Annotated in this window: 24 protein-coding genes; 13 read left to right on the top strand and 11 right to left on the bottom strand. The window is 56.7% G+C overall.

The window, feature by feature from the left end; all coding sequences use genetic code 11:
- The first annotated feature begins 573 nt into the window (after nt 1–573).
- Nucleotides 574–1,728 (top strand): OmpA family protein, encoded by a 1,155-nt coding sequence (locus tag VEI50_14105; protein HXX76257.1) that lies wholly within the window; start codon nt 574–576, stop codon nt 1,726–1,728.
- A 206-nt stretch (nt 1,729–1,934) separates the two neighbouring features.
- On the opposite strand, the gene VEI50_14110 is transcribed toward VEI50_14105, so the two are convergent.
- Nucleotides 1,935–2,435, bottom strand: a complete 501-nt coding sequence (locus tag VEI50_14110; protein ID HXX76258.1) for a hypothetical protein — start codon at nt 2,433–2,435, stop codon at nt 1,935–1,937.
- 1,149 nt (nt 2,436–3,584) lie between these two features.
- On the opposite strand from VEI50_14110, the gene VEI50_14115 reads away from it, so the two are divergent.
- Both VEI50_14115 and VEI50_14120 read left to right on the top strand, forming a co-directional pair.
- Complete coding sequence (locus tag VEI50_14115; GenBank protein HXX76259.1) at nt 3,585–3,908, top strand: PilZ domain-containing protein; 324 nt, start codon at nt 3,585–3,587, stop codon at nt 3,906–3,908.
- A 2-nt stretch (nt 3,909–3,910) separates the two neighbouring features.
- Nucleotides 3,911–4,942, top strand: a complete 1,032-nt coding sequence (locus VEI50_14120) for a DMT family transporter (GenBank protein HXX76260.1) — start codon at nt 3,911–3,913, stop codon at nt 4,940–4,942.
- Nucleotides 4,943–4,969: 27 nt separating this feature from the next.
- On the opposite strand, the gene VEI50_14125 is transcribed toward VEI50_14120, so the two are convergent.
- The 6 genes from VEI50_14125 to VEI50_14150 all read right to left on the bottom strand — a co-directional run bounded on the left by VEI50_14125 (nt 4,970) and on the right by VEI50_14150 (nt 10,529).
- Complete coding sequence (locus tag VEI50_14125; protein HXX76261.1) at nt 4,970–5,983, bottom strand: lysylphosphatidylglycerol synthase transmembrane domain-containing protein; 1,014 nt, start codon at nt 5,981–5,983, stop codon at nt 4,970–4,972.
- 154 nt (nt 5,984–6,137) lie between these two features.
- Nucleotides 6,138–7,568, bottom strand: coding sequence for a CDP-alcohol phosphatidyltransferase family protein (locus VEI50_14130; protein ID HXX76262.1), 1,431 nt, complete (start codon nt 7,566–7,568; stop codon nt 6,138–6,140).
- 9 nt (nt 7,569–7,577) lie between these two features.
- Nucleotides 7,578–8,297 carry a phosphocholine cytidylyltransferase family protein gene (locus VEI50_14135; protein ID HXX76263.1) on the bottom strand — a complete coding sequence of 240 codons (720 nt, stop codon included), beginning with the start codon at nt 8,295–8,297 and terminating at the stop codon, nt 7,578–7,580.
- A complete protein-coding gene (locus VEI50_14140; protein HXX76264.1) occupies nt 8,294–9,376 on the bottom strand; it encodes an alanine--glyoxylate aminotransferase family protein in 1,083 nt (360 codons plus the stop codon). Before VEI50_14140 ends, VEI50_14135 begins: the two co-directional genes overlap by 4 nt.
- Before the next feature lie 80 nt (nt 9,377–9,456).
- On the bottom strand, nt 9,457–10,035 hold the full coding sequence (locus VEI50_14145; protein ID HXX76265.1) for a thiamine pyrophosphate-dependent enzyme: 579 nt from the start codon (nt 10,033–10,035) through the stop codon (nt 9,457–9,459).
- Nucleotides 10,032–10,529, bottom strand: a complete 498-nt coding sequence (locus VEI50_14150; protein HXX76266.1) for a thiamine pyrophosphate-binding protein — start codon at nt 10,527–10,529, stop codon at nt 10,032–10,034. The genes VEI50_14145 and VEI50_14150 overlap by 4 nt, the downstream gene beginning before the upstream one ends.
- A gap of 137 nt (nt 10,530–10,666) precedes the next feature.
- Between VEI50_14150 and VEI50_14155 the strand changes: the two genes are divergently transcribed.
- The 9 genes from VEI50_14155 to VEI50_14195 all read left to right on the top strand — a co-directional run bounded on the left by VEI50_14155 (nt 10,667) and on the right by VEI50_14195 (nt 20,297).
- Nucleotides 10,667–11,200, top strand: coding sequence for a hypothetical protein (locus tag VEI50_14155; protein ID HXX76267.1), 534 nt, complete (start codon nt 10,667–10,669; stop codon nt 11,198–11,200).
- Nucleotides 11,200–11,763, top strand: a complete 564-nt coding sequence (locus VEI50_14160; GenBank protein HXX76268.1) for a hypothetical protein — start codon at nt 11,200–11,202, stop codon at nt 11,761–11,763. Before VEI50_14155 ends, VEI50_14160 begins: the two co-directional genes overlap by 1 nt.
- A gap of 78 nt (nt 11,764–11,841) precedes the next feature.
- Nucleotides 11,842–13,521 (top strand): isocitrate lyase/phosphoenolpyruvate mutase family protein, encoded by a 1,680-nt coding sequence (locus VEI50_14165; protein ID HXX76269.1) that lies wholly within the window; start codon nt 11,842–11,844, stop codon nt 13,519–13,521.
- 218 nt (nt 13,522–13,739) lie between these two features.
- Nucleotides 13,740–14,162: a PilZ domain-containing protein gene (locus VEI50_14170; GenBank protein HXX76270.1), complete on the top strand. Its 423-nt coding sequence runs from the start codon at nt 13,740–13,742 to the stop codon at nt 14,160–14,162.
- A 28-nt stretch (nt 14,163–14,190) separates the two neighbouring features.
- Nucleotides 14,191–14,568 carry a PilZ domain-containing protein gene (locus VEI50_14175; GenBank protein HXX76271.1) on the top strand — a complete coding sequence of 126 codons (378 nt, stop codon included), beginning with the start codon at nt 14,191–14,193 and terminating at the stop codon, nt 14,566–14,568.
- Nucleotides 14,569–14,623: 55 nt separating this feature from the next.
- The gene (locus tag VEI50_14180) at nt 14,624–15,004 is read left to right on the top strand and encodes a PilZ domain-containing protein (protein ID HXX76272.1); all 381 of its coding nucleotides are present in this window, start codon (nt 14,624–14,626) and stop codon (nt 15,002–15,004) included.
- Nucleotides 15,005–15,177: 173 nt separating this feature from the next.
- Entirely contained in the window at nt 15,178–15,813 is a 636-nt protein-coding gene (locus VEI50_14185) for a TetR/AcrR family transcriptional regulator (GenBank protein ID HXX76273.1), read from the top strand.
- On the top strand, nt 15,810–16,985 hold the full coding sequence (locus tag VEI50_14190) for an efflux RND transporter periplasmic adaptor subunit (protein ID HXX76274.1): 1,176 nt from the start codon (nt 15,810–15,812) through the stop codon (nt 16,983–16,985). The genes VEI50_14185 and VEI50_14190 overlap by 4 nt, the downstream gene beginning before the upstream one ends.
- Nucleotides 16,986–17,105: 120 nt before the next feature.
- Nucleotides 17,106–20,297 carry an efflux RND transporter permease subunit gene (locus VEI50_14195; GenBank protein ID HXX76275.1) on the top strand — a complete coding sequence of 1,064 codons (3,192 nt, stop codon included), beginning with the start codon at nt 17,106–17,108 and terminating at the stop codon, nt 20,295–20,297.
- 11 nt (nt 20,298–20,308) lie between these two features.
- Here the strand turns inward: VEI50_14195 and VEI50_14200 are convergent, their stop codons facing one another.
- The 3 genes from VEI50_14200 to VEI50_14210 all read right to left on the bottom strand — a co-directional run bounded on the left by VEI50_14200 (nt 20,309) and on the right by VEI50_14210 (nt 22,271).
- Complete coding sequence (locus VEI50_14200; protein ID HXX76276.1) at nt 20,309–20,641, bottom strand: SCP2 sterol-binding domain-containing protein; 333 nt, start codon at nt 20,639–20,641, stop codon at nt 20,309–20,311.
- Between the two features lie 84 nt (nt 20,642–20,725).
- A complete protein-coding gene (locus tag VEI50_14205) occupies nt 20,726–21,166 on the bottom strand; it encodes an S-adenosylmethionine decarboxylase (protein HXX76277.1) in 441 nt (146 codons plus the stop codon).
- Between the two features lie 373 nt (nt 21,167–21,539).
- A complete protein-coding gene (locus tag VEI50_14210) occupies nt 21,540–22,271 on the bottom strand; it encodes an FAD-binding oxidoreductase (protein ID HXX76278.1) in 732 nt (243 codons plus the stop codon).
- A 158-nt stretch (nt 22,272–22,429) separates the two neighbouring features.
- Here VEI50_14210 and VEI50_14215 point away from each other — a divergent pair, with 158 nt between their 5' ends.
- Nucleotides 22,430–22,582 carry a hypothetical protein gene (locus tag VEI50_14215; protein HXX76279.1) on the top strand — a complete coding sequence of 51 codons (153 nt, stop codon included), beginning with the start codon at nt 22,430–22,432 and terminating at the stop codon, nt 22,580–22,582.
- On the opposite strand, the gene VEI50_14220 is transcribed toward VEI50_14215, so the two are convergent.
- Complete coding sequence (locus tag VEI50_14220; GenBank protein HXX76280.1) at nt 22,577–22,939, bottom strand: DUF1499 domain-containing protein; 363 nt, start codon at nt 22,937–22,939, stop codon at nt 22,577–22,579. The genes VEI50_14215 and VEI50_14220 overlap by 6 nt on opposite strands.
- Nucleotides 22,940–23,021 lie beyond the last annotated feature (82 nt).

Consider the following 23,021-nt stretch of genomic DNA (forward strand, 5'->3'; position numbering starts at 1 on the left):
GGCCCTTGCTCAGGGCGACTTCGGCTTCACGCAATTTGGCGAGGATCTGTTCGACGGTGTGACGGAAACGTGGCATATGGCCCTCCTTTTGGCCCGACCCTAACATACAGGGTGGACCGGATTAAGGGGGCTAGGTCACTAAGGTCAAGGCATATCAGTTGTCCAACGGGTGGATTCACTGCGCTTCAATAAGATTTGTTTTTGAATCATCACATGTCGACACAGAACCGTATGAAATCTCTGAGATTCACGAATGACGAACCCGGAGGGGTTTTGAACATTCCAAAACGGACTGGTTTTCGAGTCCCAACACCTTAGTAGGGGGGTCTTTCTTCTGGCGGTGCTCGACTTTATAATCGGCTTGGCGATCTTCCTGGCTGTGAAGCAGATGAAGGGACTGAAAACACCTGAACTGCAGGGGCTGAGACCACGAGAGCCTGTCCCTACTTATGTCTCGACCATACCTGATCACACGACCAAATGTACGCACCGTACGTCCAACATCTAAGGTGTACTGTGATCAATCCGAGAGAGACCACTCGTTTCAATATCAACAGGCAAAAGGAGACCACCATGAACGTTAAAAAGATCTTTGTCTTGGCCGTCAGCATGCTGGCCATCGCCGGCAATGCTGGAGCCATCGATTTCGGTGCCATCTGCTGCGATGGCGGCTATGAATACCGCCACCCTTCAGCGTGGGAAAAGGAACAGCAGCGGTTGAGAGATGGACTGGCTGCCGCACAGAAACAGCTGGCCGATCGCGATCGTGAAATCGCCTCGCTCCGTTCTAGTGCCAATGATTCCCTCCGATCGGCCCAGACCGAACTTGACCGGTCGAAGTCACGCGTGGCGGAACTTGACCGGCAGCTAGCCGATCGGGATCAGGAATTGGCAGCACTCCGAACCAAGGCGGGCGATACGTCACAATTAGCCAGCCAGCTCTCTGCTGCGAACAGCGACAAGGACCAACTCGCAGCCTCATTGGCCGCCGCACAAGCGCAAGTCGCGGCGCTCCAGGCTGGGGCGGGAGACAAGGACAAGCTTGCAGCAGACTTGGCCGCCGCGAACCAACGGGTCACGGAACTCGAATCCCAGCTTGCTTCTGCACAGTCGCAGGCTTCGAGTCTCCAGGCGGGAGCCACTGAAAAAGACAAACTCGCCGCAGAGCTCGGAGCTTCGAAGCAGCGTGTGGCTGATTTAGAGAAACAGCTGGCTGATCGTGATAAGGAGCTTGCGGGGCTCCGCGGCGAGCTTTCCGCCGAGATGGCGAAGCTCACTGAGGCGCAACGGGGGCTCATCCGGGCGCTGCGGCCGGAGATCGCGCAAGGCAACATTATGGTGGATCTCAATAATGAGCGTCTCCTGATCAATTTGGCTTCTTCGATGCTGTTCGGGTCGGGCGAAGATCAACTCAAGCCGGCCGGAACAGATGCGCTCAAGCGAGTCGGCGCCATTCTGAAGGACTACCCCGAGTACAAGGTGGAAGTGGATGGGCACACCGACAATTGGCCGATCCGGAGCTCGCTCAAGAAGCGATTCCCAACCAATAAGGAATTGTCAGAAGCCCGTGCCGCGAATGGGGTTACAGCCCTGGCAGAAGGCGGTGTGTCGACAGGTACCATCACTTCTGCTGGCTACGCTGACACAAAGCCGGTCGCACCCAACACGACGGATGAGGGTCGTCAGAAAAATCGCCGCGTGGAGGTTCGAGTAACTCCGAAATCCTAAGGGCTGACGACCTCATCAAGAATCCTCGATCCCTAGGAGGAAGGTGGTAGAGCTCACAAAGCGAGCACCATCGGCTCCTCCTAGGGGGCGAGCTTCGCAACTTCTTTGTGAATACCTAGATTGTGAGAGGCTAGTAGAACATGATGGGACCGAACCGGGCGCTGCTTATCTTCCAGGCCACTCGCTGACGGGTGTCTCAGCTTGGTTCAATGCTTGAGGATCTTTCTTATACGCAAAACGTTCTCTACAACCTCGGGATCGTTTTTGTTGTCGGTGTAGGCCTTTAAAAGCTTGTAGTCTGCCAGGCAGAGATTCGCTAATTCGTCCCTGGACTTCAAGTCTGGGCTTTCCTTGACCCATCGGGAAAATCCGCGTTTGGTCTCCTCAAAATACGATGATTGTTTGAATTGTTGCATGACCTCCGGGAAGGCATCGTGAAATCCCGCGAGGACGAGTTCGAATTGCGCCGCTTCCTCTGACCCCACCTGTTCGCAGAGTTCCCGACCCCCGTATGTCAATGTATAGAGTCGTCCGACGAGTTTCGACTCCAGGATGTCGGGGGCTCTGGAGGGCTGGGCTTTGGCCATTTGAGGCATGGACATGGTATCAACGCTCACCTCGGTCCTGGAATTCGGCACCTGTGATGCCGGGGCGTCCTGGGCGAGAAAGATAGCGATTAGAATCAGACCAATCATGAAGCGGTACATATAGACATTCTCCTCGATTGAGCTTCTCACATGGCCATCGGACTCGATGTGTACGCGAGCCAATTGAAGTATAGCAGGTGGACTGAAGGAGGCTGATTGAATGCGATACCAAAGTGAAACAGTGGAGGATGAGCGGCTCAAAATCACTTGCCAAACAAGCTGATCGGTATGACCGAGCCCGATTTTTGGGGGGCCAATACTCCAGCGCATGATGCGAAGGGTCCCTCGATAGGGGCGGATCGTCGCAGGGCATGACTACCTCCGAGGGAGACCCATTCTAAAACGGGTGTTAGGAAGGCGAAAAGGTGTGCTCAGCTGGAAACCCGGCCCTCGTGGCTCCCCCTCTTCCGCAAAAGCGGCCGAAAGGCAGGCCTACTGAGACAGGTTTTCGAAGCTCAAAGTAAGTGGCGCATTCTCCGGGGTCTTCTGGCATTTGGCGAAGGCAGTTGGGGGCTCTTCAGATAGGCGGCTGGGAAGTCGGCCAGTGATTGATACGGAAGTTGGTACCGTCCTTATCGGCTGAGTAGGTTATAGTGGTTCGATGAGAATAGATTCATGATCGCTGCGGAAGAGAAACCTTACAGGCACCCGAGCCCTCCGGCCGGCTGTTGAAATTGTCGTGCAAGATGATGCCACAATCCCATATACTCCCGCCGTCTACCTACGTAGGCCAACCTTCTATCATAAGGAGAAACCGATCATCCTTGGGCACCTTAATGCCTCAAAAGGGGGAGGAAATTCTTGGTGAATGCCGCCTTTTGCCGCCGTTTTTTTGCCCAGGATTTCCCTAGTCGATGATCGCTCGTTTCAGTCATCGTCTGAACTGGCAAAAAGGTCTCAGTGAACCAAGCAGTTCTGTGGAACCCTTCTTTCTGGTTATACGGCTGGTCTCGGCGTTGCACTCTTTTCCAGCAGAATCACGCGGGAAAGGAGATCAGCCATGTCCCTGCTCAGGAGAGCGACCCTAGCCCTGGTGATGTTCATCCTAGTGGTCAGTGCGTTAGAGTCCGTGGCGTTGGGGCTCGTTTTCGCCGTGGATCGGGTGAGACACGGAAGGCGATGACCACAGCCGAGTGGTCGCTTCTGTTTCCGGGTCGCCCACCCACCACCACGCGATCTGCCACCACACCACTGTGAGAGAGCAGCGTCATGACTGAACACCGTAGCGAGTTCCGCCTTCCTGTCGAGCGCCGCGCCTTCCTGAAGCGGGACGGTAAGACGATCCTCTGCGATGTGTTGGACCTGACGGAACATGGACTGCGACTTCGGACAGAATTCCCGATTGCTGTCGGAGATACCCTCCATCTCGAATGCCAGCTGGAGGCTCACACCATCATTCATTGCGCGCTCGTCGTCACGCACGTCAAGGCTCCTTACGTCGGAGGGCGCATTACCGACATCTCGACCGAACACCACAGGCAACTCATGCGCCACATTCAACAGCTGATCGCCCAGAACCTGGGGGGAGTGTAGTCATGACATCATCCCAGCCTCCTTCCGGTGACGACAACCATCATGCCGGCCACCTGGTGCCCATCCTCTGCCTTATCGGTGTCGTCGCGCTGCTCAGCTCCATCACGCCGGTCATGAAGAATGTCTTCCTGCACAGCGAGATGAGCTTTGTTGATATTGCCCGTGAACGCGTCCACATCGGATTTCTGATCCTTGCAGGGATGACAGTCTGTCTGGATTGGAGAGGTGTCCGTGCCTTGCGTTTCCAAGACAGCCTGCACCTCGCAGGCGTGGGGGTACTCGGCGTCGCTTCCTATACCATCGCTGCATGGGGGCTGATGTATACAAGCGTCACTCACTATGCGCTGGTTTATAGTCTGCTGCCCACGTTTACCGCCATCTTCAGCTATTGCCTCGGCAGGCAACACACAAACCCTCTCACCTGGTTCGGTATTCTTCTGTCGTGGGTCGGCTGTGCCGTAGCGATCTCGGGAGGAGGCGGGCCCCAAGCCGCGGATTTCGGCCTCGGCGACGCGTTGGCGCTCCTGTTCACTCTGATGATGTCAGTACATATTGTGATGAGTCCCCATGTCGTGAAACAACATGGCGTTCTGACGTCCAACACCGTTATGTTCGGAGCAAGTGCCCTCTTTCTTTGGGCGGGAAGCATCATTTGGGGGACAGGATCGCAACAGGAGAGTTTTTCGTTGAACGTAGCGGGGTCAGTTCTCTTTATTGGAGCGGGGACCGCCGGCGTGTTTTTACTCCGTAGCCGGTCCTTGCGATCTCTCCCGCCGACTATGGTCGGGGCCTACCACAATCTCATTCCTATCTGCACCATCGGCATAGCACACTTCTCTCTCGACGAACCGTTGCCGCTGTCGACGATCCTCGGTGCCATCGCAGTCCTACTGGGATCGGAATTAGTCAGACGGGCCTCTTCCTTCGGCTTCTCCCTCACCTGGCCCAGTTGGGGCGTCAGGCGGGACCTCGCTCCCACATGGACCGCCGCCCCTGCAGCCATTCGATCCTACTCAAAACGATTCCAACGGTGATGGTGGAGCCAGGCACCGGTTGGGCCATCACACCGAAGAGTTTCGTGCATGATCAGCCTGAATGGGTCGAGTTTGTTTTCCGATGAGTAGCAAACACAGAAGACCCACCCCAATCCAGACCAGTTCGCGAAACCGCCGCAGCAGTGCGAAGGTGATGCCCGTGACGTCTGAATACCCGAAGGCTTTGAGGAGCAGCAGATTGCCGCCGTCTTGTGCGCCGAGGCTGCCAGGGATGAAAAATGTGCCGCCTTTGATGAAGACCGAGAGTGCACCGATGGACATAGCAGAGAGCACCATCGCGGGCCCGTCGAGATAATAAATCATGACGAACACTTCCAGGGCTTCCGCCAACCAGCCGAGGAAGAAAAGTCCCGTCGACGTGTAAAACGCTGGCCGGTTATTGGTATAGAAATCCAGAATTGTCCGATCCAGCGAACGCAGTTGTTCCTCGCGTGATTCTAAGAACCCGATCCTGAGTCCGATTTTCCGCAAGAACTCCAGCATCCAGGTAAAGAGACCCTTCCGCTGGACACACACAAATGCCGCCGTACCAAACAGCAGAAGCGCGACGCTGAGCAAGGCGGCTGCGACCGTGTGCCCCGACGAGCTATCGACGCCCAGCGTCCAGAACGCCAGCATGATGCCGAGCAGAATGAACAGCACTTCAGCAATCGTCATCGTCGTCTTAGCAATGACGACGGATGCCAATCCTTCCACCATCGGCACGTGATGCGTTCTGAGCAAATAAGCCTTAAGTGGTTCGCCGCCGACGTAGGCAGTCGGCGTCGTCATGTTTACGACTTCGCCGGCGGTTCGGATCGCGAGCAATCGCCAGAACGGCACGTGCTTCGCTGCCGGGCCGAGCGTGACCTTCCATCCATAGGCTTCGATCACGTACATGATGAGAGAGGGAATGAGGATGGCGAGGAGTGCAACCGGGCCAAGCCTGGCCGCTGCCTCATAGATGTTGCCGGGGCCGACATGCCAAACGAGGAATCCGAGGGTGAGGAGACCAATGAATAGGAGAAGTAGTCTGAGCACGTGGGGTTAGAACCCGTCATTTATTACGGGATGCTCAACACGACCGTCCAGCGAGGTCGCAAGGAGCGACGGCCCCGAGACGCACAGCTGTCGGTACCTCGAGGGGAACGAGCGACTGAGAACAAAGCTGAAGGTCGGTTTCAGCATCCCGCTACTACGCACGGGTCACGGCGGACGGACGGAGCACCCACAGCATCACAGCGACGAACGTCATCGATCCGATAGCGGCCATCCAAAGAAACCACTCCAGTTTGTCAATGCACGCGAAGAGTAACACCATCACCGAGAAATCCCGGCTGGCGACGTTCTTGAGCATGAAGTCCGACCAGGCGGCATGCACCGGCGTCTTCCATTCACTCGCGGATTTGATCCTCTGCGCTTTGTTCACCAGCGTGAAAGACAGGGCGTTTCCGAGCACCGCCGCCGCACCCAAGGCCAGCGGCACCCACGCGCCTTCATGACCCACATCCCGCAAGTACGAGCCGGCGGCGATCCCGACGAAGATGGCCATATGCACGACGTTGTCGAGCGCGATATCGAGCCAGGCGCCGAAGGGAGACTCCGTAAACGTGAGGCGCGCGACTTCGCCGTCGCAGCAATCGATGACGGCCGACAACTGGAACAGCACTGCCGCGATCACGCCCGCCTGGTAGGAACCGAAGGCGAAGCATGCCGCCGAGATGAGGCCGATCCCCGTGGCCACCAGCGTAACGGCATTGGGCGAAAAACCGAAGGCCAGGAACACGCGTGTGAACCAGCGGGAGAGCTTACGATTGAAGAAGCGATCGACAAACCCTTCGTACTCGCCCTTGAGCGAGGAGAAGAGCTTGCGTTCGGCGAGCTGGACGTCGGCAGGGTCGCGCAGGTCCTGATACCACTGGGTCGGATTCGACTCCGTGCTGAGCACACGCACACACCCCACTTCCGCAGCCCGTTCAAGCCACCGGCGAAGCGGCACGGTCCCACTTTCGATTCCGTCCCGACCCGCGGCACTTATGAAGTTGGACGGGAGAACGACCACGTCCGTCGCGATCAAGGCGGCATCATCCTGTCTCGACGACCCGAGCGACAGGAGCCGTTCACCTTCCGCTGTGACGCGCAACCCTAAGCGTCGTTCCTGTTGATCCCATACTGTGGAAGCCCGCGCCACGAGCATCACCTGGCCATCCTGTACTTCCCGACGCAAATGCTCGATCAACTGGCGTGAGAAGACGCCTCTGACTCCCGAAACCAGACAGAAGCCTCCCGACTCGGCTGCAAGCGATTCCCACGTGCGCGAATCGTCTAGCGGAAACTCTCGAATGGGCATCCAGCGGACCGGAATAGTCAGGCGCGGTCCCTTCCCTAATGCGTGTTTTAATTGATCTTCTTCCGCCCCCACCAACACGATCAGCTGACGGATTCCGGCTCGTTGCAGCGTGAGCACCGTGCGCTGAAAGAGCCCGATGCCGACGACCTGCGTCAGCGGACCGACACGACGAACCGGCAAGCGCCCTGATTCATCGAGAATATCGATCGAGGGCAATAGGATGGCCGTAGCCAACCCCTGCACCTCCGCCCGTTTCTGGATGAGACTTTCGCTCATATCGCCACGTTAGAGTTTCGGAAGGATCTCTCGTTCCGCCTTTGCAACGTCTTCTGTAAAATCGATCTCGATCCAGGCCAGCCCGCCGACGGTCTCGTACCCGACCTTCACGTTCTTGAAAAACTCCAGCAGGGCGTCTTCGTATTCCATGTTCCAGGCTTCACGGTCCACATAGGTTCTCAAGGAAGCGACGACGTGCGGAGTATCAGCGTGGCGGACCTTCAAAAATCCCACTCCTTCGCCGGCCACATCATACCGGAGCGGCATCTTCTTTGTCAGCGCGATCACCCGGCCCCCCTCCGCAACAACCATGCATTCTTCACCGGTCTGTTTCACAGTGTCGTCCATCAAGAGACAATTGGGCCAGGGCGACTGCACCAATCGTCTCAAGACTTCGCGGTGAAAAAGGACATCGGCATCCATAATAATGACATCGTCGTCCAACACGCTCCGCGCAACCCAAAGCGACGAAATGCTCCCGCGATGAAATTGCTCGTTAACCAGAAAGTTCACACGGACGCCCCGGGAATCAGCTTCCACGGCCGACCGTATCATCTCCTGCTTGTACCCCACCACGATATCGGCGCGCTGGATGCCCAGACTGGCCAACGCCGTCAAATAGCGGTGAAGCAACGTCTGCCCGCCGATTTGAATGAGGCACTTGGGACGATGTTGGGTGACCGGCCAAAGGCGCTTCCCGACACCGGCTGCCAGGATGATGGCTTTCATGCGGCCGTGCAGATGCGTTCGAAGGCGTCGAGGAATCCCTGGATTTGAGCCTGCGACAGCACCCCCATGTTGGCAATGCGAAAAATCTGCCCTTCGAGTTGTCCCTGACCGGCATAGATGACGTAGCCCTGCTCCTTCAACTTGTCGTGGAGCTGAGCGTAGGTCAAACCAGCCGGCAGGTGATAGGCCGTGATGGTGTTGGACTGGTGTTCCGGTGGCAACAGCGGCTTCACACCGAGCTTCGCCATGCGGTCCCGAATGAAGGTCGAGATGTTCCTGTACCGTTGAATGCGCTTCGCGACTCCTTCTTCCAGCAATTCGCTGAGCGCCTCGTCGAAAGCATAGTAAAGTTGCACGGCCGGCGTAAACGGCACCGTTCCGCGGCCTTGATCGTCGATATAGTGCGTGAGATGGAGATACCAGGAGCGCTTGGGGTATTTCCGCATCTGCTCAAGAAACCCCTTCCGCACCAGCACAAACGAGACGCCGGGAAATCCCTGGATGCACTTCCCAGCCGTGCCGGCCACCATATAGATGTGCGGCCCGGCGATATCAACAGATTCTCCTGCCAACCCGCTGACCGCGTCCAGGATAAACACTCGATTCTGGCTATCAACAACTTCGGCGATCTCCTTCACGGGATTGATGAGGCCAGTCGTGGTTTCGTGGTGGACCATCGCTACCCCGTGGACTTCCGGATGTTGTCGCAGCGCAAGGCGCAATCGCTCCGGGTCGGGGCAGACCGTCCACTCGTATTTGAGTTCGGAGACGCCTAACCGATTCAATCCAACGATTTGCGAGATCCGTTCGCCATACACACCATTGTTTAACACGAGCATGCGCTTGCCGTGAGGGATCGACGACATCAAGGCTGCTTCTACTGCCGAGGTCCCGGACCCGGTGATGAGCGCTGCCGCGTAGTCGGATTCCGCACCGGGCACGAAGGCTTGCAAGAGTTTACTTTGAATTCTGTAGAGCAGCTCGGTGAATTCGGTCTCTCGATGGCAGATGTCCGGACGCAGCAATGCCTGACGAACGCGCTCGCTTACGTTGACTGGACCAGGATTGAGAAGAATCATCCTTTCCCTCAGCTCTCAGCAGTCAGCTCTCAGCAGTCAGCTTGGTTCGAAGCTGATGGCTGAACGCCGAAGGCTAATTGCTATTCTATCGCTTTCATAAACCGCTTCGTAATATCCGGCGGATTAAGGACGACCCGGCCCACATCTTCAGCCAATTCGTTGACCTTGATCAGCAACATGCTCGGGCCGTCCTTCTTGAGCATGTCTTTGAACTCGTAGGTGAGATCTTCTCGCTCGCGCACGCGCTCCACGTTGACGTACCCGGCGGCTTTCGCCACCTTTTCGAGAGGCACGACGTTGGAGATCGTGGGCTGATTGCCGGTCGTGCCGTACACTTCGTTATCGAACACGACGTGGATGAAATTCTTCGGCTTCAATGCTCCGACGGTGGCGAGGGTACCCATCCCCATCAGTACATTCCCATCGCCGTCGAATATGACGACCTGTTTGTTCGGCTTTGCCAGAGCCACCCCGAGCCCGATCGCCGCTGCTGAGCCCATCGAGCCGATCATGTAGAAATGGGTGGAACGGTCGGCGATCTTTTGCGCCTCGCGCGAGGGGAACCCGTTACATATGATGACCGGTTGATCGGTCAAGAGTTCTAACAGCGCCGTCATCGCCATGGCCCGGCTTTGCATCGCGCCTTCTTCTGGTCTCATGGATGCAGCCCCTTCACGACCCCTTTGGTAATGATCAGCGCCAGGGGGATGCGCTTCTTCATGAACGTCTCCGCCACCCACTTGCAATCCTCAATGGCGGTCTTTTCGGTGAGCGTCCGGTGCGGGATCTTCATGGTGTCGAGAAACTGGGGCATGACCTCACCCATCACGAGATGTTCCGGCGCATCCTTCCCGAGATGCCCCCGCCACGACACGATGAGGATGCAGGGCTGCTGGTAGATGTAATTCAGTGAGATGAGGGTGTTGAGCGACGTGCCCAACCCCGAGTTTTGCATCAAGACAGCCGGGATTTTTCCTGCCATGTAGGCCCCCGCTGCCATGGCCACGGCTTCATCTTCCCGCACCGCCGGTGTGTAGAGGCGGCGCTCCATCAATTCGGCGATGATACCGCCCAGGATCGAATCAGGAACTCCCGTAAAGAAGTTCACTCCCATATCCTGAAGGGCTTGCACAAAGGCGTCGCTCTCGATCATGGACTCGGTTCTTTCGAATGGGTCGATGCCAACGATCTAATTGCCAAAAGCGCGGCGCATTATAAGCTATGGCTCGCCGCATTCTCAACAAAAGGCCGGATGTTGCGTCACAGGAACCACCGTGTTAGCGTTCTTCGATGAAGAGCCCGCCCGGAACACGAACGATCCGCGTCCTCGTATCGCTTGGCCTCGCACTTTTCGCCGATCAGGCGTTGACGGTTCACGCTGTGCCGCTGCTCAACGATCCGAAGGGGTTTCACGATATTGGGTGGGGCGTGGCGTTGACCGCGAGACCAGAGCTAGAAGTCACGCGGACCGACCAACACGTGAACGAATACCGACTGAAAAACGAGGCAGCTGCATTCGCGGGCGTTCCCGTCGACAGCATTCGCCTCATCACGGTAGATGAGCGGTTCGCCCGCGTGACAATCCGCTATCACGGCGAGTCCTCACATAAAGAGATTCTGACCTATCTCCAACGGCAATTCGGCCCCCTTGAGCATCTTCCCGGGCAGATGATGCGGGGACTTAATCAGCAGTATAATTGGCGAGGGACCGACACGGAGATTAATTTGACCTATACTGGAACTTCGGAACGGGGGTTCATTTTCATCGACAGCCGAAGCTTAGCCCCTCGCTTTAACGATCTAATCGGCGATACGGTGGATTAATGACGATGCGACCACATCAGCATCAGCGATCAACTCTGCGGAAGCTCCTCTTCGTGTGTGCCGGTCTGACCCTGCTACCCGGCGGCTTGACCTTCGCCGTCCCGATGCAGAACGATCCCAACGGTTTCGAGGGCATCCCGTGGGGCGCAGGCTTTACCGAAACGGCCGATTTCAAGCTGGTGGATGACGGACCGCGCGTGAAGGGCTATGAGTTGGTAAAAGGTCCTCCTGCACTGGGCGGTGCGAAAGTGGACGCCATGCGATTCGTCACGCTGAATGGAAAATTCGTGCGCGTGACGATCCGCTATCATAGCCCCGAGTCACACAAACAGATCGTCGACTATTTTCAAGCGAAATATGGACCGCTCGACCGCACGCCGGGACAAATTTCAAAAGGTGGCGTACAGCAGTTCAACTGGCGCGGCGACGATACCTTGATTACCTTGACCTACGAGACCGCCATGGACCGCGGTATCATCTTCTTCGAAAGCCGTGCGCTAGCCCTGAAACTCTCCGAGGAAATGATGGCACCCGAACCGGATCTTGGCGGAGCCACTTACTAGATTCTTCATTCACGCCGTCGGCCTCTTTGAAAAATTTCTCATTGACAAGCGCCGAGCAGTCTCGCATGATGCGCAGTTATGACGAACGCCGCTAAACTTCGTGCTCTGCTCAAACGCCCCGGTGTAATCAGAGCCGTTGGAGCCCATGACGCCCTGAGTGCGCGCCTGATTGAGCAAGCCGGATTCGATGCGATTTGGGCGAGTGGGTTTGCTATTTCGGCCTCGCTCAAATGCATCCCGGATGCGAGCTTTATCACCTCCAGTGAACAACTCGACGTCGAACGCCGCATTGCAGAAGCCGTCTCGATTCCGATTATCGCCGACTGTGACACCGGTTACGGCAATGCGCTGAACGTCATGCGCACGGTCAACGATCGTGAACGGGCGGGTGTCGCCGCCATCTGCATTGAAGATAATGTGTACCCGAAACGCTGCAGCTTCTACGCCGGCGTCCGCCGCGAACTCATCCCCATCGAAGAACATTGCGGCAAGATCAAGGCGGCCAAAGCCGCACAGATATATCCGGACTTCGTCATCATCGCGAGGACCGAAGCGTTGATCGCCGGGTGGGGGCAGGACGAAGCGTTGAAGCGGGCGGAGGCCTATGCCGAAGCCGGCGCCGATGCGGTCCTGATTCACTCAAAGTCCAAAACATTCGATGAACTCAAGAAGGTGTACAAAGCCTGGTCCGGCCGCGTGCCGCTTGTCGTAGTGCCGACGATTTTCGACCAGACCACGGCCGCGGAAATGGAAGCGGCCGGTGCGAAAATCATCATCTATGCAAACCAACCGGTTCGGGCAGCCATCCGTGCCATGAAAGAGACGTTGGATCTCATCAACAAAGATACGCGCCCCGGCGCCGCGAACGATCGTATCGTCACACTGCCCGAAGTCTATGAGATCGTCGGCGTGCCGCAGATGGAGGAAGACGAAAAGCAGTTTCTCCCCGTTGGCGGAGAGAAAATCACCGCCATTATTCCAGCGGCTGGGTTCGAAAAGCAGTTGCTTCCCTTGATTGAAGACAAGCCGAAGTGTTTGCTCGACATTAAAGGGAAAACGATTCTGGAACGAGCGGTGGCCGCACTCAATGAATGCAACATCAAGGATATCGCCTTGATCCGCGGCTATAAGAAGGAAGCGATCACGCTCCCCAATATCCGTTACTACGACAACGATCGCTACGAAGACACGGGTGAACTGTTTTCGGTCTTTTGCGCCGAGAACGAAATGAAGGGGCGGACGATCATCCTCTATGGCGACATCATTTTCGACACTGCGATTTTGGAAAAGCTGCTCAAGAGTCCGGCGGACATCGCTGTGGTCGTCGATCTCGCCTGGCACGACCAGCAGCAGCGCCATGCCCACACGTTGCATTTGAACCCCGATCTCGTGACCCTTGACGATCCCCCCGGCAAGAGTTACTTGTCCCGATTCGTGATGCCCGAGGGGGAACACCGGGTGACAAAAATCGGCCAGCAGCTCCCCCATGACCAGGCGCACGGGGAGTTCATTGGCATGGCAATGTTCTCAGAAAAGGGGATCGCGGCGTTCCGCGCCTCTTATCGCACGGCGCTCGACAAGCATAAGGCAGCCGGGTTCCATGAGGCAGGCACCCTCACAAAAGCCTCTCTGACAGACCTTCTCCAAGAACTGATCGATCAGGGTCACCGGATTGATGCAGTTCCGATTTTCAAAGGCTGGATGGAAGTGGACTCCTTCGAGGAATACCAAAAAGCCTGGGCCAAGCTGCGGCAATAACCCTCTCCCCTGCCTCCTGGCCTTCTCACATTCCCTACTGGTAACTGCGTGGGCGCAAGTCGTTGAATAACGGCGCCTCCATTTACGCCCCCCCTACTTCAGAGGGCCTCGAATCCCCTCTCCTTAGGAATGGTCGTCTTTTCAGAATGCGATACTCTCAACCTGTTCACAATACGCGGTGAAGAACTCGAGAGAGCTTGGACGTTCTGGAGGATGTGATGAAGCTGAAAACGCCTGATCCCGCAGCCAAAAGCGGTCCCGTCAAAACCTTCGCCCCCCTTGATAGACGGTATGCAGAACGAGCCCCCACTAACTGCAGGGTGGTTTACACTGGTGCAGACGGGGCACGGATCGTTCAGGTCGAGGGTGCGCTTCAAGACCTCTCCAAAACGGGCTGCAAGATTCTCGGAAAGACCCAGCCGGTCATGGGTGGAGATCTGACTATACAGTTTTATATCGAAGACGGAGGGGCTCCTTTGTGCGTGACCGGAGGCCAAGTCACCTGGGTAAAGGGACTCTCCTTCGCCATTCGATTTCCACGACTCACTCCTGAGGAACGACGGCGGGTGCAAGAGGTCATCTGGAGGAACGTGAAGTTGTCGTCGGCCACTCATAATCGAACGGCCTTTCGTATCACATAACTGGAAGCCTCGGCATCAGGTAGAACTCATGAAGAACCGGAGTTTAAATATTGTGGACGATGCGCCTGCACTCATGAATCAAACTGATCGTCGGCGCATCGTGCGTGTTCCGACACGGTTCGTTTTGACGTACTCCGGGATGGACGCGGGGCACATGCTCATTGGCGACGGGATGGTGACGAATCTGTCAGAGGGCGGAATCGGTATCTTCGGCAACCGTCTGGTCAAACTAGGAATGGAGCTTGCTCTCTTCGTCGACCTCCCCGGGACAAAAGAGCCGGTCTGTTTTTCGGAGGGACGCGTGTTGTGGGTCGCAGGACGTCAATTCGGCGTGCAACTCCTTAGCGTGCAGATTGACGCACGGCATCAACTTCGTTCCTTCTTGTGGAATCATCAGAAGCCTTAATCGAACGTCCCCGAATCGAATGAGGTGATGAGGATCCGAGCCAGGAGGTGTCGCGATGAAGTCGTTAAGAGCACGTACAGACAAGTCACTGTATCAGACCGTTGCCCCCTGTAATCGTCGAGAGGCCGACCGCATGCCGGTCGATTTCGGCCTGATGTACTCGGCCCAGGATGCGAAGGGTGACTTGATCATGGGAGACGGCGTGGCCACGAACCTGTCTCAAAAGGGCCTGGGTATCAGAGGCGACGCCACAGTCACCCCCGGGACGGAATTGACGTTGTTCCTTTACTTACCCGACGGACGAGACCCCCTCTTTGTGATGGAGGCTAGAGTGATGTGGGCTGCAGGCCATCACTTCGGCGTACGATTACTGAAAATGAACGTGAGAGAATTGAATCGTCTCCACTCTTTCTTGCGGGCCAATAGTCCGCTCTGAGACTGGACCGGTTTTCACACGCCTCTCCTGAGGACCACGTTGTCCCGCCACCAATCTCCCAACTCAATAAAACCAGGAGCAGCCGTCACTCCTCCCTGAATTGACCATCTTCTTGTCATCTCTTCCTGGGACATGATAGTTTAGGTGAGTAAATACTCACTTATCAGACGCTAATGCCATCTCGTCCTGCCCGCAAAGCAACGCGTGTCTCCAGTCAAGAGCGTCAAGCCAGCTTGATCGCCTCCGCAGCCTCACTGTTTGCGGCTAAGGGCTTCAACGGGACAACCACGAAGGAAATCGCAAAGGCGGCGGGGGTCAGCGAGGCCTTGGTCTTTAAGTACTTCCCGACAAAGCGTGCCTTGTACGCCGCCATACTTGCTGAAAAGGTCACCGTGAGTGAGTTGCTGGAAGCCGTGGAGGAAGCCACCAAGAAACGTGACGACCGGCGGGTTTTCACATTGATCGCCAGCTATCGGATCAGACCAGGGGTCGACCCGACGCTCCTACGGCTATTGCTCTTCAGCGCATTGGAAGGCCATGAGCTTTCCGACATGTTCTTCGGGAAGCAGCACAAAATCTTTTATGATCACTTGGCGACCTACATTCAATCACGCATTCAGGAACGGGCTTTTCGAAAAGTCGATCCTCTCCTCGCCGCTCGGGCTTTCATCGGAATGGTCGTCCACCACCGGCTGCTGCACGAGATTTTCGGTGTCCCGATGCATCGGCCCCACGAAGAGACGGTCGCCACCTACGTCGAACTCTTTTTAAACGGTTTGAAACAGCCTCCGGTTGGTGGTGCCACGTGAACCCTTTGAAGCAACATCCCATCGTGACGCTCGGTGTGATCATCTTCTTCGCGGTCACCGCACTGGTCGTATTTCGTCTCAGCAGCGGGGCAAAAACCGACACCCGCAAAGCCCGCGTGATTACCGTCGGCACGGTGGTACCGTTGAAGCAAGACCTCGACGTCCGGCTCGCCTACACGGCTGACATTACCCCGAACCAACTGGTCAATCTTTTCTCCCGTGTCGACGGCTATATTGCGAAGATCCACGTGGATAAAGGCGACTTCGTCAAAGCCAATCAGCTCTTGATCGAAATCGACCATACGGACTACCTGCACGCCGTCAATCAAGCGAAGGCGAACTTGGCGGCGGCCAAGGCGAAGGTGACCCAGCAGGAAGCGAACGTCCGAAACGCGAAACTCACACTGGACCGTATGCAGGCGCTTATCAAGGACCAATTTGTCTCCCAGCAAGATTTGGATAACGCGCAGGTGTCGTACGATGCCGCCATCGCAGCCCAAGATTCACTCAGTGCGCAGGTGAAACAGATGGACGTGGCCCTTGCCCAAGCGGAAACGAATCTCGCCTATTCTTATATTCGTGCACCCTTCGCCGGATATATCGCCGAACGGAACCTCGATCCCGGTTCGTACGTCAGCGGCGCAACAGCCAGTACCTCCACGATGTCGCGCGGCATCCTGAGCCTGCACGACGTCGAAACGGTGCGTACCCTCATCGAAGTGGTCGAGAAAGACGTTCCTCTTGTCCGGATAGGCCAGAAAGCTGAGATCCGCGCCGAGGCTTACCCGGATCGGGTGTTCGAGGGAACGGTCACCCGCATCGTCCAGGCGTTGAATCGCGCGACCAGGACCATGACCGTCGAAGTTGATCTTCCCAACAAGGATCACATGCTCAAAGGCGGGATGTTTGCCCGCGTCGAAGTTCTGGTTGGAATACACGCCCAGGCTCTTCAGATTCCGATCGACGCAGTCAGCCGGCTCGAGGACTTGCAATATGTCTATATCGTTCGTGACGGACAAGCCCAACGAGTCGAAGTCGAAATCGGAATCCGCGATGAGAATCGCGTCGAGATCACCAAAGGGCTGACCGGCTTCGAACAGGTCATCGTCTCGGGCAAAGATCTTGTGCATGACGGCACTCCCGTGCAAACGCAACCGCTTTCTCAGTCGTGAGTGCTGAGTTCTGAACCCTGAGTTGAATTTTCCGGTGTAGGCTGACGCAACAGGTTTGGCAGACATATCCAAGATGATTTTCGTCCCAGCACTCAGCACTTGTCACTCAGCACTTCCATTATGTGGCTGACGCTCCTGGCGCTCAGGAATCGCATCGGCATCTTGATGTTGTCGCTCGCGATGGTGGTGCTCGGTGCCACCTCGCTGCAACGACTGCCGGTCGACTTATTTCCCAACATTCAGGTTCCCGTCGCCTTTGTCGGCGTGATCTATAAGGGCGCCCCGCCGCTCGACATCGAGCAAAGCGTCATCTACCCCATCGAGAAGGCCGTCAGCTCTGCCTCGAACGTTGAGCACGTAGAATCGTTTGCCAAGCAGGGTATCGGAGGGGTTCAGATCTGGTTCAACTGGGGCGCGGACATCAATGTGGGTCAGATGGAGGTCATGCAACGCATCACGCAGATCCTAAACAGTTTGCCGCCCGGGATTCTCCAGCCGTTCATTGTTAAATTCGACGTGTCCAATATTCCAGTCTCCTTCGTCACGGTCTCCAGCGACGACCTCGATGAACGGGCGCTGTACGACCTCGCCTTCAATACGATTGCGCCGCAAATCGAGCAGATCGCCAACGTCGCCGCCGCCACCGTTGAAGGCGGTAAGATCCGCCAGATCAACATCAACCTCGATCCAGCCCTGCTGAACGCGCGAAGCCTCTCAATCCTTGATGTCGTAAGAGCAGTGAAGGCGTCGAACCTGATCCTGCCTTCGGGCGACATTAAGGCCGGCAATCTTGACTACAACGTCTTTACCAATAACCAGTTCCGCACGGTTGCTCCGATCCAGGACGTGATCGTTAAAGTGAACCAGCAGGGCAACCCGGTGCGTGTCCGTGACATCGGTACCGTAACGGATTCCTCGGACATTCAAACGAACGTGGTCCGGACGGACGGTAAGCGAGCGGTGTACTTGCGGGTGAACAAACAGCCGATCGCCAACACGGTGGAAGTCGTTGATGCTCTGCGGAAGGCGCTGCCCAGGATGATCGGGATCCCGCCGGGCGTGAAACTCGGTATCTCGTTTGACCAGTCTGTCTATATTCGCCAGTCGATCAACAATCTCATCGAACAGGCATTGCACGGCTCTGTGCTGGCCGCTGCGGTCATTCTCATTTTTCTCCGAAATCTGACGAGCACGCTGATCATTTCCGTGGCCATTCCGCTGTCGATCATGGTGACGTTCATCGTGCTGTATTTTACCGGCCAAACCCTGAACGTCTTCACCTTGGGGGGCCTGGCGCTCGGCATCGGACGGCTCGTGGACGATTCGATCGTGGAACTGGAAAACATTCAGCGCCATTTGAATACCACGCCACGTCGATGGGAGGCGATCCTCGAAGCAGCTCGAGAAGTGGCGATGCCGATCTTCGCCTCCACGGTGACGACGGTGGTCGTCTTCCTCCCGATCTTCTTCGTGGTTGGCATCTCGCGTTTGCTGCTGATTCCACTGACCCTCACCATCGCCATCGCTCTCTTCACCTCCTTCTTCGTTTCGCGCACCGTCACGCCAGCCCTGTGTTACAAATTCCTCAAACCCGAGCGAGAGGCTCATCAATCGATGCCGGCTTGGTTCGTCCGAGTGATGAACTGGAGCCGGAAGCAGTATGAGTGGCTCGACAAAGGGTATGAGGATTCCTTGCGTTGGGTGCTCGCCCACCGGCGCCTTCTCATTGTCGGCATCGTGCTCCTTTTCGCCACCTCGCTGGCGTTGCTGCCGATGATCGGCACAGAGTTTTTGCCTGTTTCCGACGAGAGCCAGTTCCGCATCGTGTTACGCGCACCGGTCGGCCAGCGGGTCGAGAAAACCGAGCAACAAGTCGCCGAAGTCGAACGGGTGTTGCGGGAAAACATCGCTCCGCACGAATTGGAAACCATCGTCTCAAGCACCGGCGTGCTGGCCCAGGGCCGCTCTTCATTGTTCAACCCCAACACAGGTCCTCATACGTCAGTGATCTCCGTCTACCTGGTCTCACCCGATAAGCGCACCAGGAATCAAGTTGAGATCATGAATGAAGTTCGGCCGAAAGCGGTCAAGCTCTTTCCCGGTGTCGCACTGTTTTTTGACCCGGGTGGACTCGTCAAGCGCGTCACCAGCTTCGGATCGCAGAAAGCGGTGGATGTGGAGATCTACGGGTACGACTTCGAGCGCGCGCGCACCGTCATCCGGCAGGTGGAGAACATCATGCACCAAGTTCAGGGGCTCGCGGACATCGAAGTCAGTCGCGAGGAGAACTATCCCGAAGTCAATGTCGTGGTCGACCGCGAGAAAGCCGCTCTCCTCGGCATCAGTGAGACCGACGTGGCAAATGCCGTCCTCTTTTCTCTCAACGGTAACGGCCAGACTGATCCGATCATCTATACCGATCCTCAAAACGGCAACGAGTACTATATCAGCGCCTGGCTGGCAGAAGAGCACCGCAAAGATCTCACCGATATCGAAAACATCATCCTCACGGCCAGAAACGGCGAGCCGGTGCTGCTCAAGAACGTGGCGTCGTTAAAATTGAACGCCGGGCCGGTCAAAATCGATCGCAAGTATTTCCAGCGGGTGATCCACATCACCGCGAATCCCGTCAACCGAGACCTCGGCGCGATCGCCTCCGACCTGGAAGACGAGTTTGCGAAGCTGCAATTGCCGACGGGGTTCAGCATTCGATTGGCGGGGCAGATACAGCAACAGCGCGAGACCTTTGAAGGATTGTTCTTTGCGACCGTTCTGGCCTTGGTGCTGGTCTACATGGTCATGGCGGCGCAGTTCAAATCGCTCATCGATCCTTTCATTATCATGTTTTCAGTCCCGATGGGGTTCCCCGGCGTGATTCTGGTGTTGTTCCTCACGAACACGACGCTCTCCACTACTTCCATGATGGGCATTATCATGATGCTTGGCATCGTGGTCTCGAACGGCGTGTTGCTGGTTGATTACACCAACGTCTTGCGACGCAAGGGATTGGCACTGCGCGAAACGGTTGTGGTGGCGGCCCGAACGCGGTTACGCCCTATTCTCATGACCTCGCTGGCAACGGTCTTCGGGCTCCTTCCGATGGCCATCGGCTGGGGCACGGGGGGCGAAACGAATGCACCGCTGGCGCGCGCCGTGGTGGGAGGGCTCAGTGTCTCAACCCTGCTTACTCTCTTCCTCGTTCCGACGATGTACATGATCCTGGAGGAACGGTTCCCGCGACAGCTTCGAGAAGAGCAGTCAGAAGCAGCCGTGCTGCCCGTGCAGACACAAGCGGAACCGGCTTTTCGCTGAAGAGAGACGTACTAGCCTACCGACGGGAAGAGGGATTTCAACTGTATCGCCAGCCCGATGTCCCCGCTGATTTGAAGGCGGCCCGACATGGCAATTGCAGGACCGCTCAGCTGACCGTTCAAGACCTTCACGCAATCCTCGCTGGCCATGGCGAGCGTGACATGAGGATCAACATGGGCTCCTTCTTCGACGGTGCAGGTCCCATTCTGGATCCGGACAAGATACTGCCCGCCCTGCGGTCCGCTGAGATCAAACTGGTAGACCGCATCGAGATCTTCCGCAGCCTCCCTGTCGAGCTTGGCTGGAAGCGAGTAAAAGAACTCTTTGATGGTTTTGGGTGTCATGTGGGGCAGGAACGGAATCGGTCATCAGACGCATCGGGGGCCGCGTAACCGCGGCCCCCTCACATGGTGTTCCACGAGATATGACTAATACCGCAGCGTGGCAGTCGCCGTACTGCGACGAGCACCGAAGAATTCCTTCGAAAAGGCTTCGACGGTGGCCGGGTCATAGCCTTTGCAGCTGAAAATATCGAGGTAGGCACTGTTCGTATCGTTGGCAAAGTGGCCGCTGATCAACGATGTTGAAATCAGCTGTACCATGGAATAACCGGCGACACGGCCTTCGCCGAAATTGACCACCTGACACTCGCCGAAACGCTGCATACCAATCAGCTCACAAAGCTCGATCACGTAGCGCTTGATCTGCTCAGGGTCGCGAATGAGATCGGGATTGCAATCTTGGAGGTCGACAGCGGTGCAGAGTCCCCACGCCTTGCCGGCTCCGACCATGTCGCGGATCGGAATCGACGAGGTGGTTGGGACGTTAGTAGGTAAGATAGTGGACTCGGGACCGGACGGGATACTCATAGAGGTTGGGCACCTTTCTGTGTGAGGGTGAGAAATCCGTCTGCGTGACCATCGTATGCACTATACCACGATTATTTTGCGATCACGCAGGATGCCCGAACTTTTTTTTGCGTTCCGTGTCGACAGGAGACGCAACGCTCGGTTGACAAGGTTCACACCGGTCGAAGACAATGCCTCGCATGGCCGACACGCCGTCTTCTCATAGGTCCTCCGTCCCTTCAATCGCCGATCTCCCGGACAGGCTCTGTACCTGGTGTAAGGTGCCCATGCAGAAACGGCTCGTCGCGAGCGGCCAGTTTCTCCACTACACCTGCCCGAAGTGCATTTTTCAGCACACGATCAGGCTTGGCCCGGCCCCAGAACAGTCTGCACACTAATCCGTCGGCTCACCACGGTCGTCGTAGTACTTTTCTTTGTGAATGGGGCAGAGCCCGCGCGCCTGGATGAGAGCCGTGACTTCCTGAATCATGCCGCTGTTACCGCAGAGATACACCGCCATGTTGCGGACTGACGCGACTCGCTCTCGCACGAGCGTGGTCACCCGTCCGGTCATACCGGTCCATCCCGCCTCCGGGCGCGACAGAGTCGTGACGAAGGAGAACTTGGGAAATTGCCTGGCTAGCCCGAACAATTCCTCCTGATAGTAGAGATCCCTCTGGCTCCGCAGGCCCCAGAATAATGTCACGGCCTGCGCTGTCCCCCGCTCAAGCTGGGCTGCAACCATGGAGCGAATCGGTGCAATGCCGGTTCCTGTGGCGACAAACAGGAGATCCCGCGTGTTATCCTTCAACCAGAAGGACCCAGCCGGTCCCTTGAACGTGGTGTGATCGCCGATTCGCAGACTATAGAGATAGGTTGAGCCGGGACCGTCCGGCACCAGATTGAAGAGCAGGGTGACCCTATTCTCTTGGGAGGGTGGGGAGACGATCGAATAGGGCCTCACGACGGGCAGAGGGAACCCTTTCTTCGGAACCTCGAAAGAGATAAATTGGCCGGGCTTGAACAAGATGGTCGGCGGTTCGACCAGGGTCAGCTCGAGTTCCCGAACATCGTGAGTCAGGTCTTGGACTCGGCTGACTGTCGCAGTGTATGTGCGGATACCCATCGATTCTTCAACCACCTTGGAATGATTACGAACCGCCCCTCCCTTGAGACAGTATCAAGAAGATTGGCCTTTCATCCAGCGGCCGGCTGACTGCTTGTTCCTCTCTGCCTGTCGCTCCCGGTTTCGGCAAGTTTGTGCCGTCACCCGAGGAAGAAGAGGTGCGACGCGACATCACGGCCTTTCAGCGGTACGGGTTAGAAGAATTCGAAGCCGATCGCCGATTGGCCTACTTGAGGGGTTGGGCCTATCACGCGAACGTCGAGTTCAACGACGCCGAACTCACCCCGCCTGCCGCCTGCCAAATCCTATAGCTTTCCTTCAGCCAGCGACCTGATCTCTTCCATCCGTCGCCGGTTCACACCAAAATCGCCGTAGCCGGTTCGGGAGGCGGAGCGAAAGTGAACCGTCTTGGTCTGGTCGTCGAGGAGAAACTCGACATCATCGACAAAACGAAACAAGAAGCTGGTGAATTCATAGTGGAGGTAGGCCTCGTCTTCTTCGACGAGCTTGGTGCGCGGCAGGGAACGAACGATCTCCTTCAAAGCCTCCTTCGCCTCCGCCTTTGATTTGCGATAGCGATACGGTGCAATGGCGTGACCAGCATCTTTCGCCTGCGTCGACACGCAGTTGGGGCTGGATGGGCAGGGAGCCAATGTTCTGAGGCTCATTCAACCTCGAGTGATGATCCGCACGAAGAAGACCCCCTCCATGTTGCGCAACCAGATCTCACAAATCAACACGGCGTCGGGA

The sequence above is a fragment of the Nitrospiraceae bacterium genome (genome assembly GCA_035623075.1).
GTDB lineage: Bacteria > Nitrospirota > Nitrospiria > Nitrospirales > Nitrospiraceae > DASPUC01.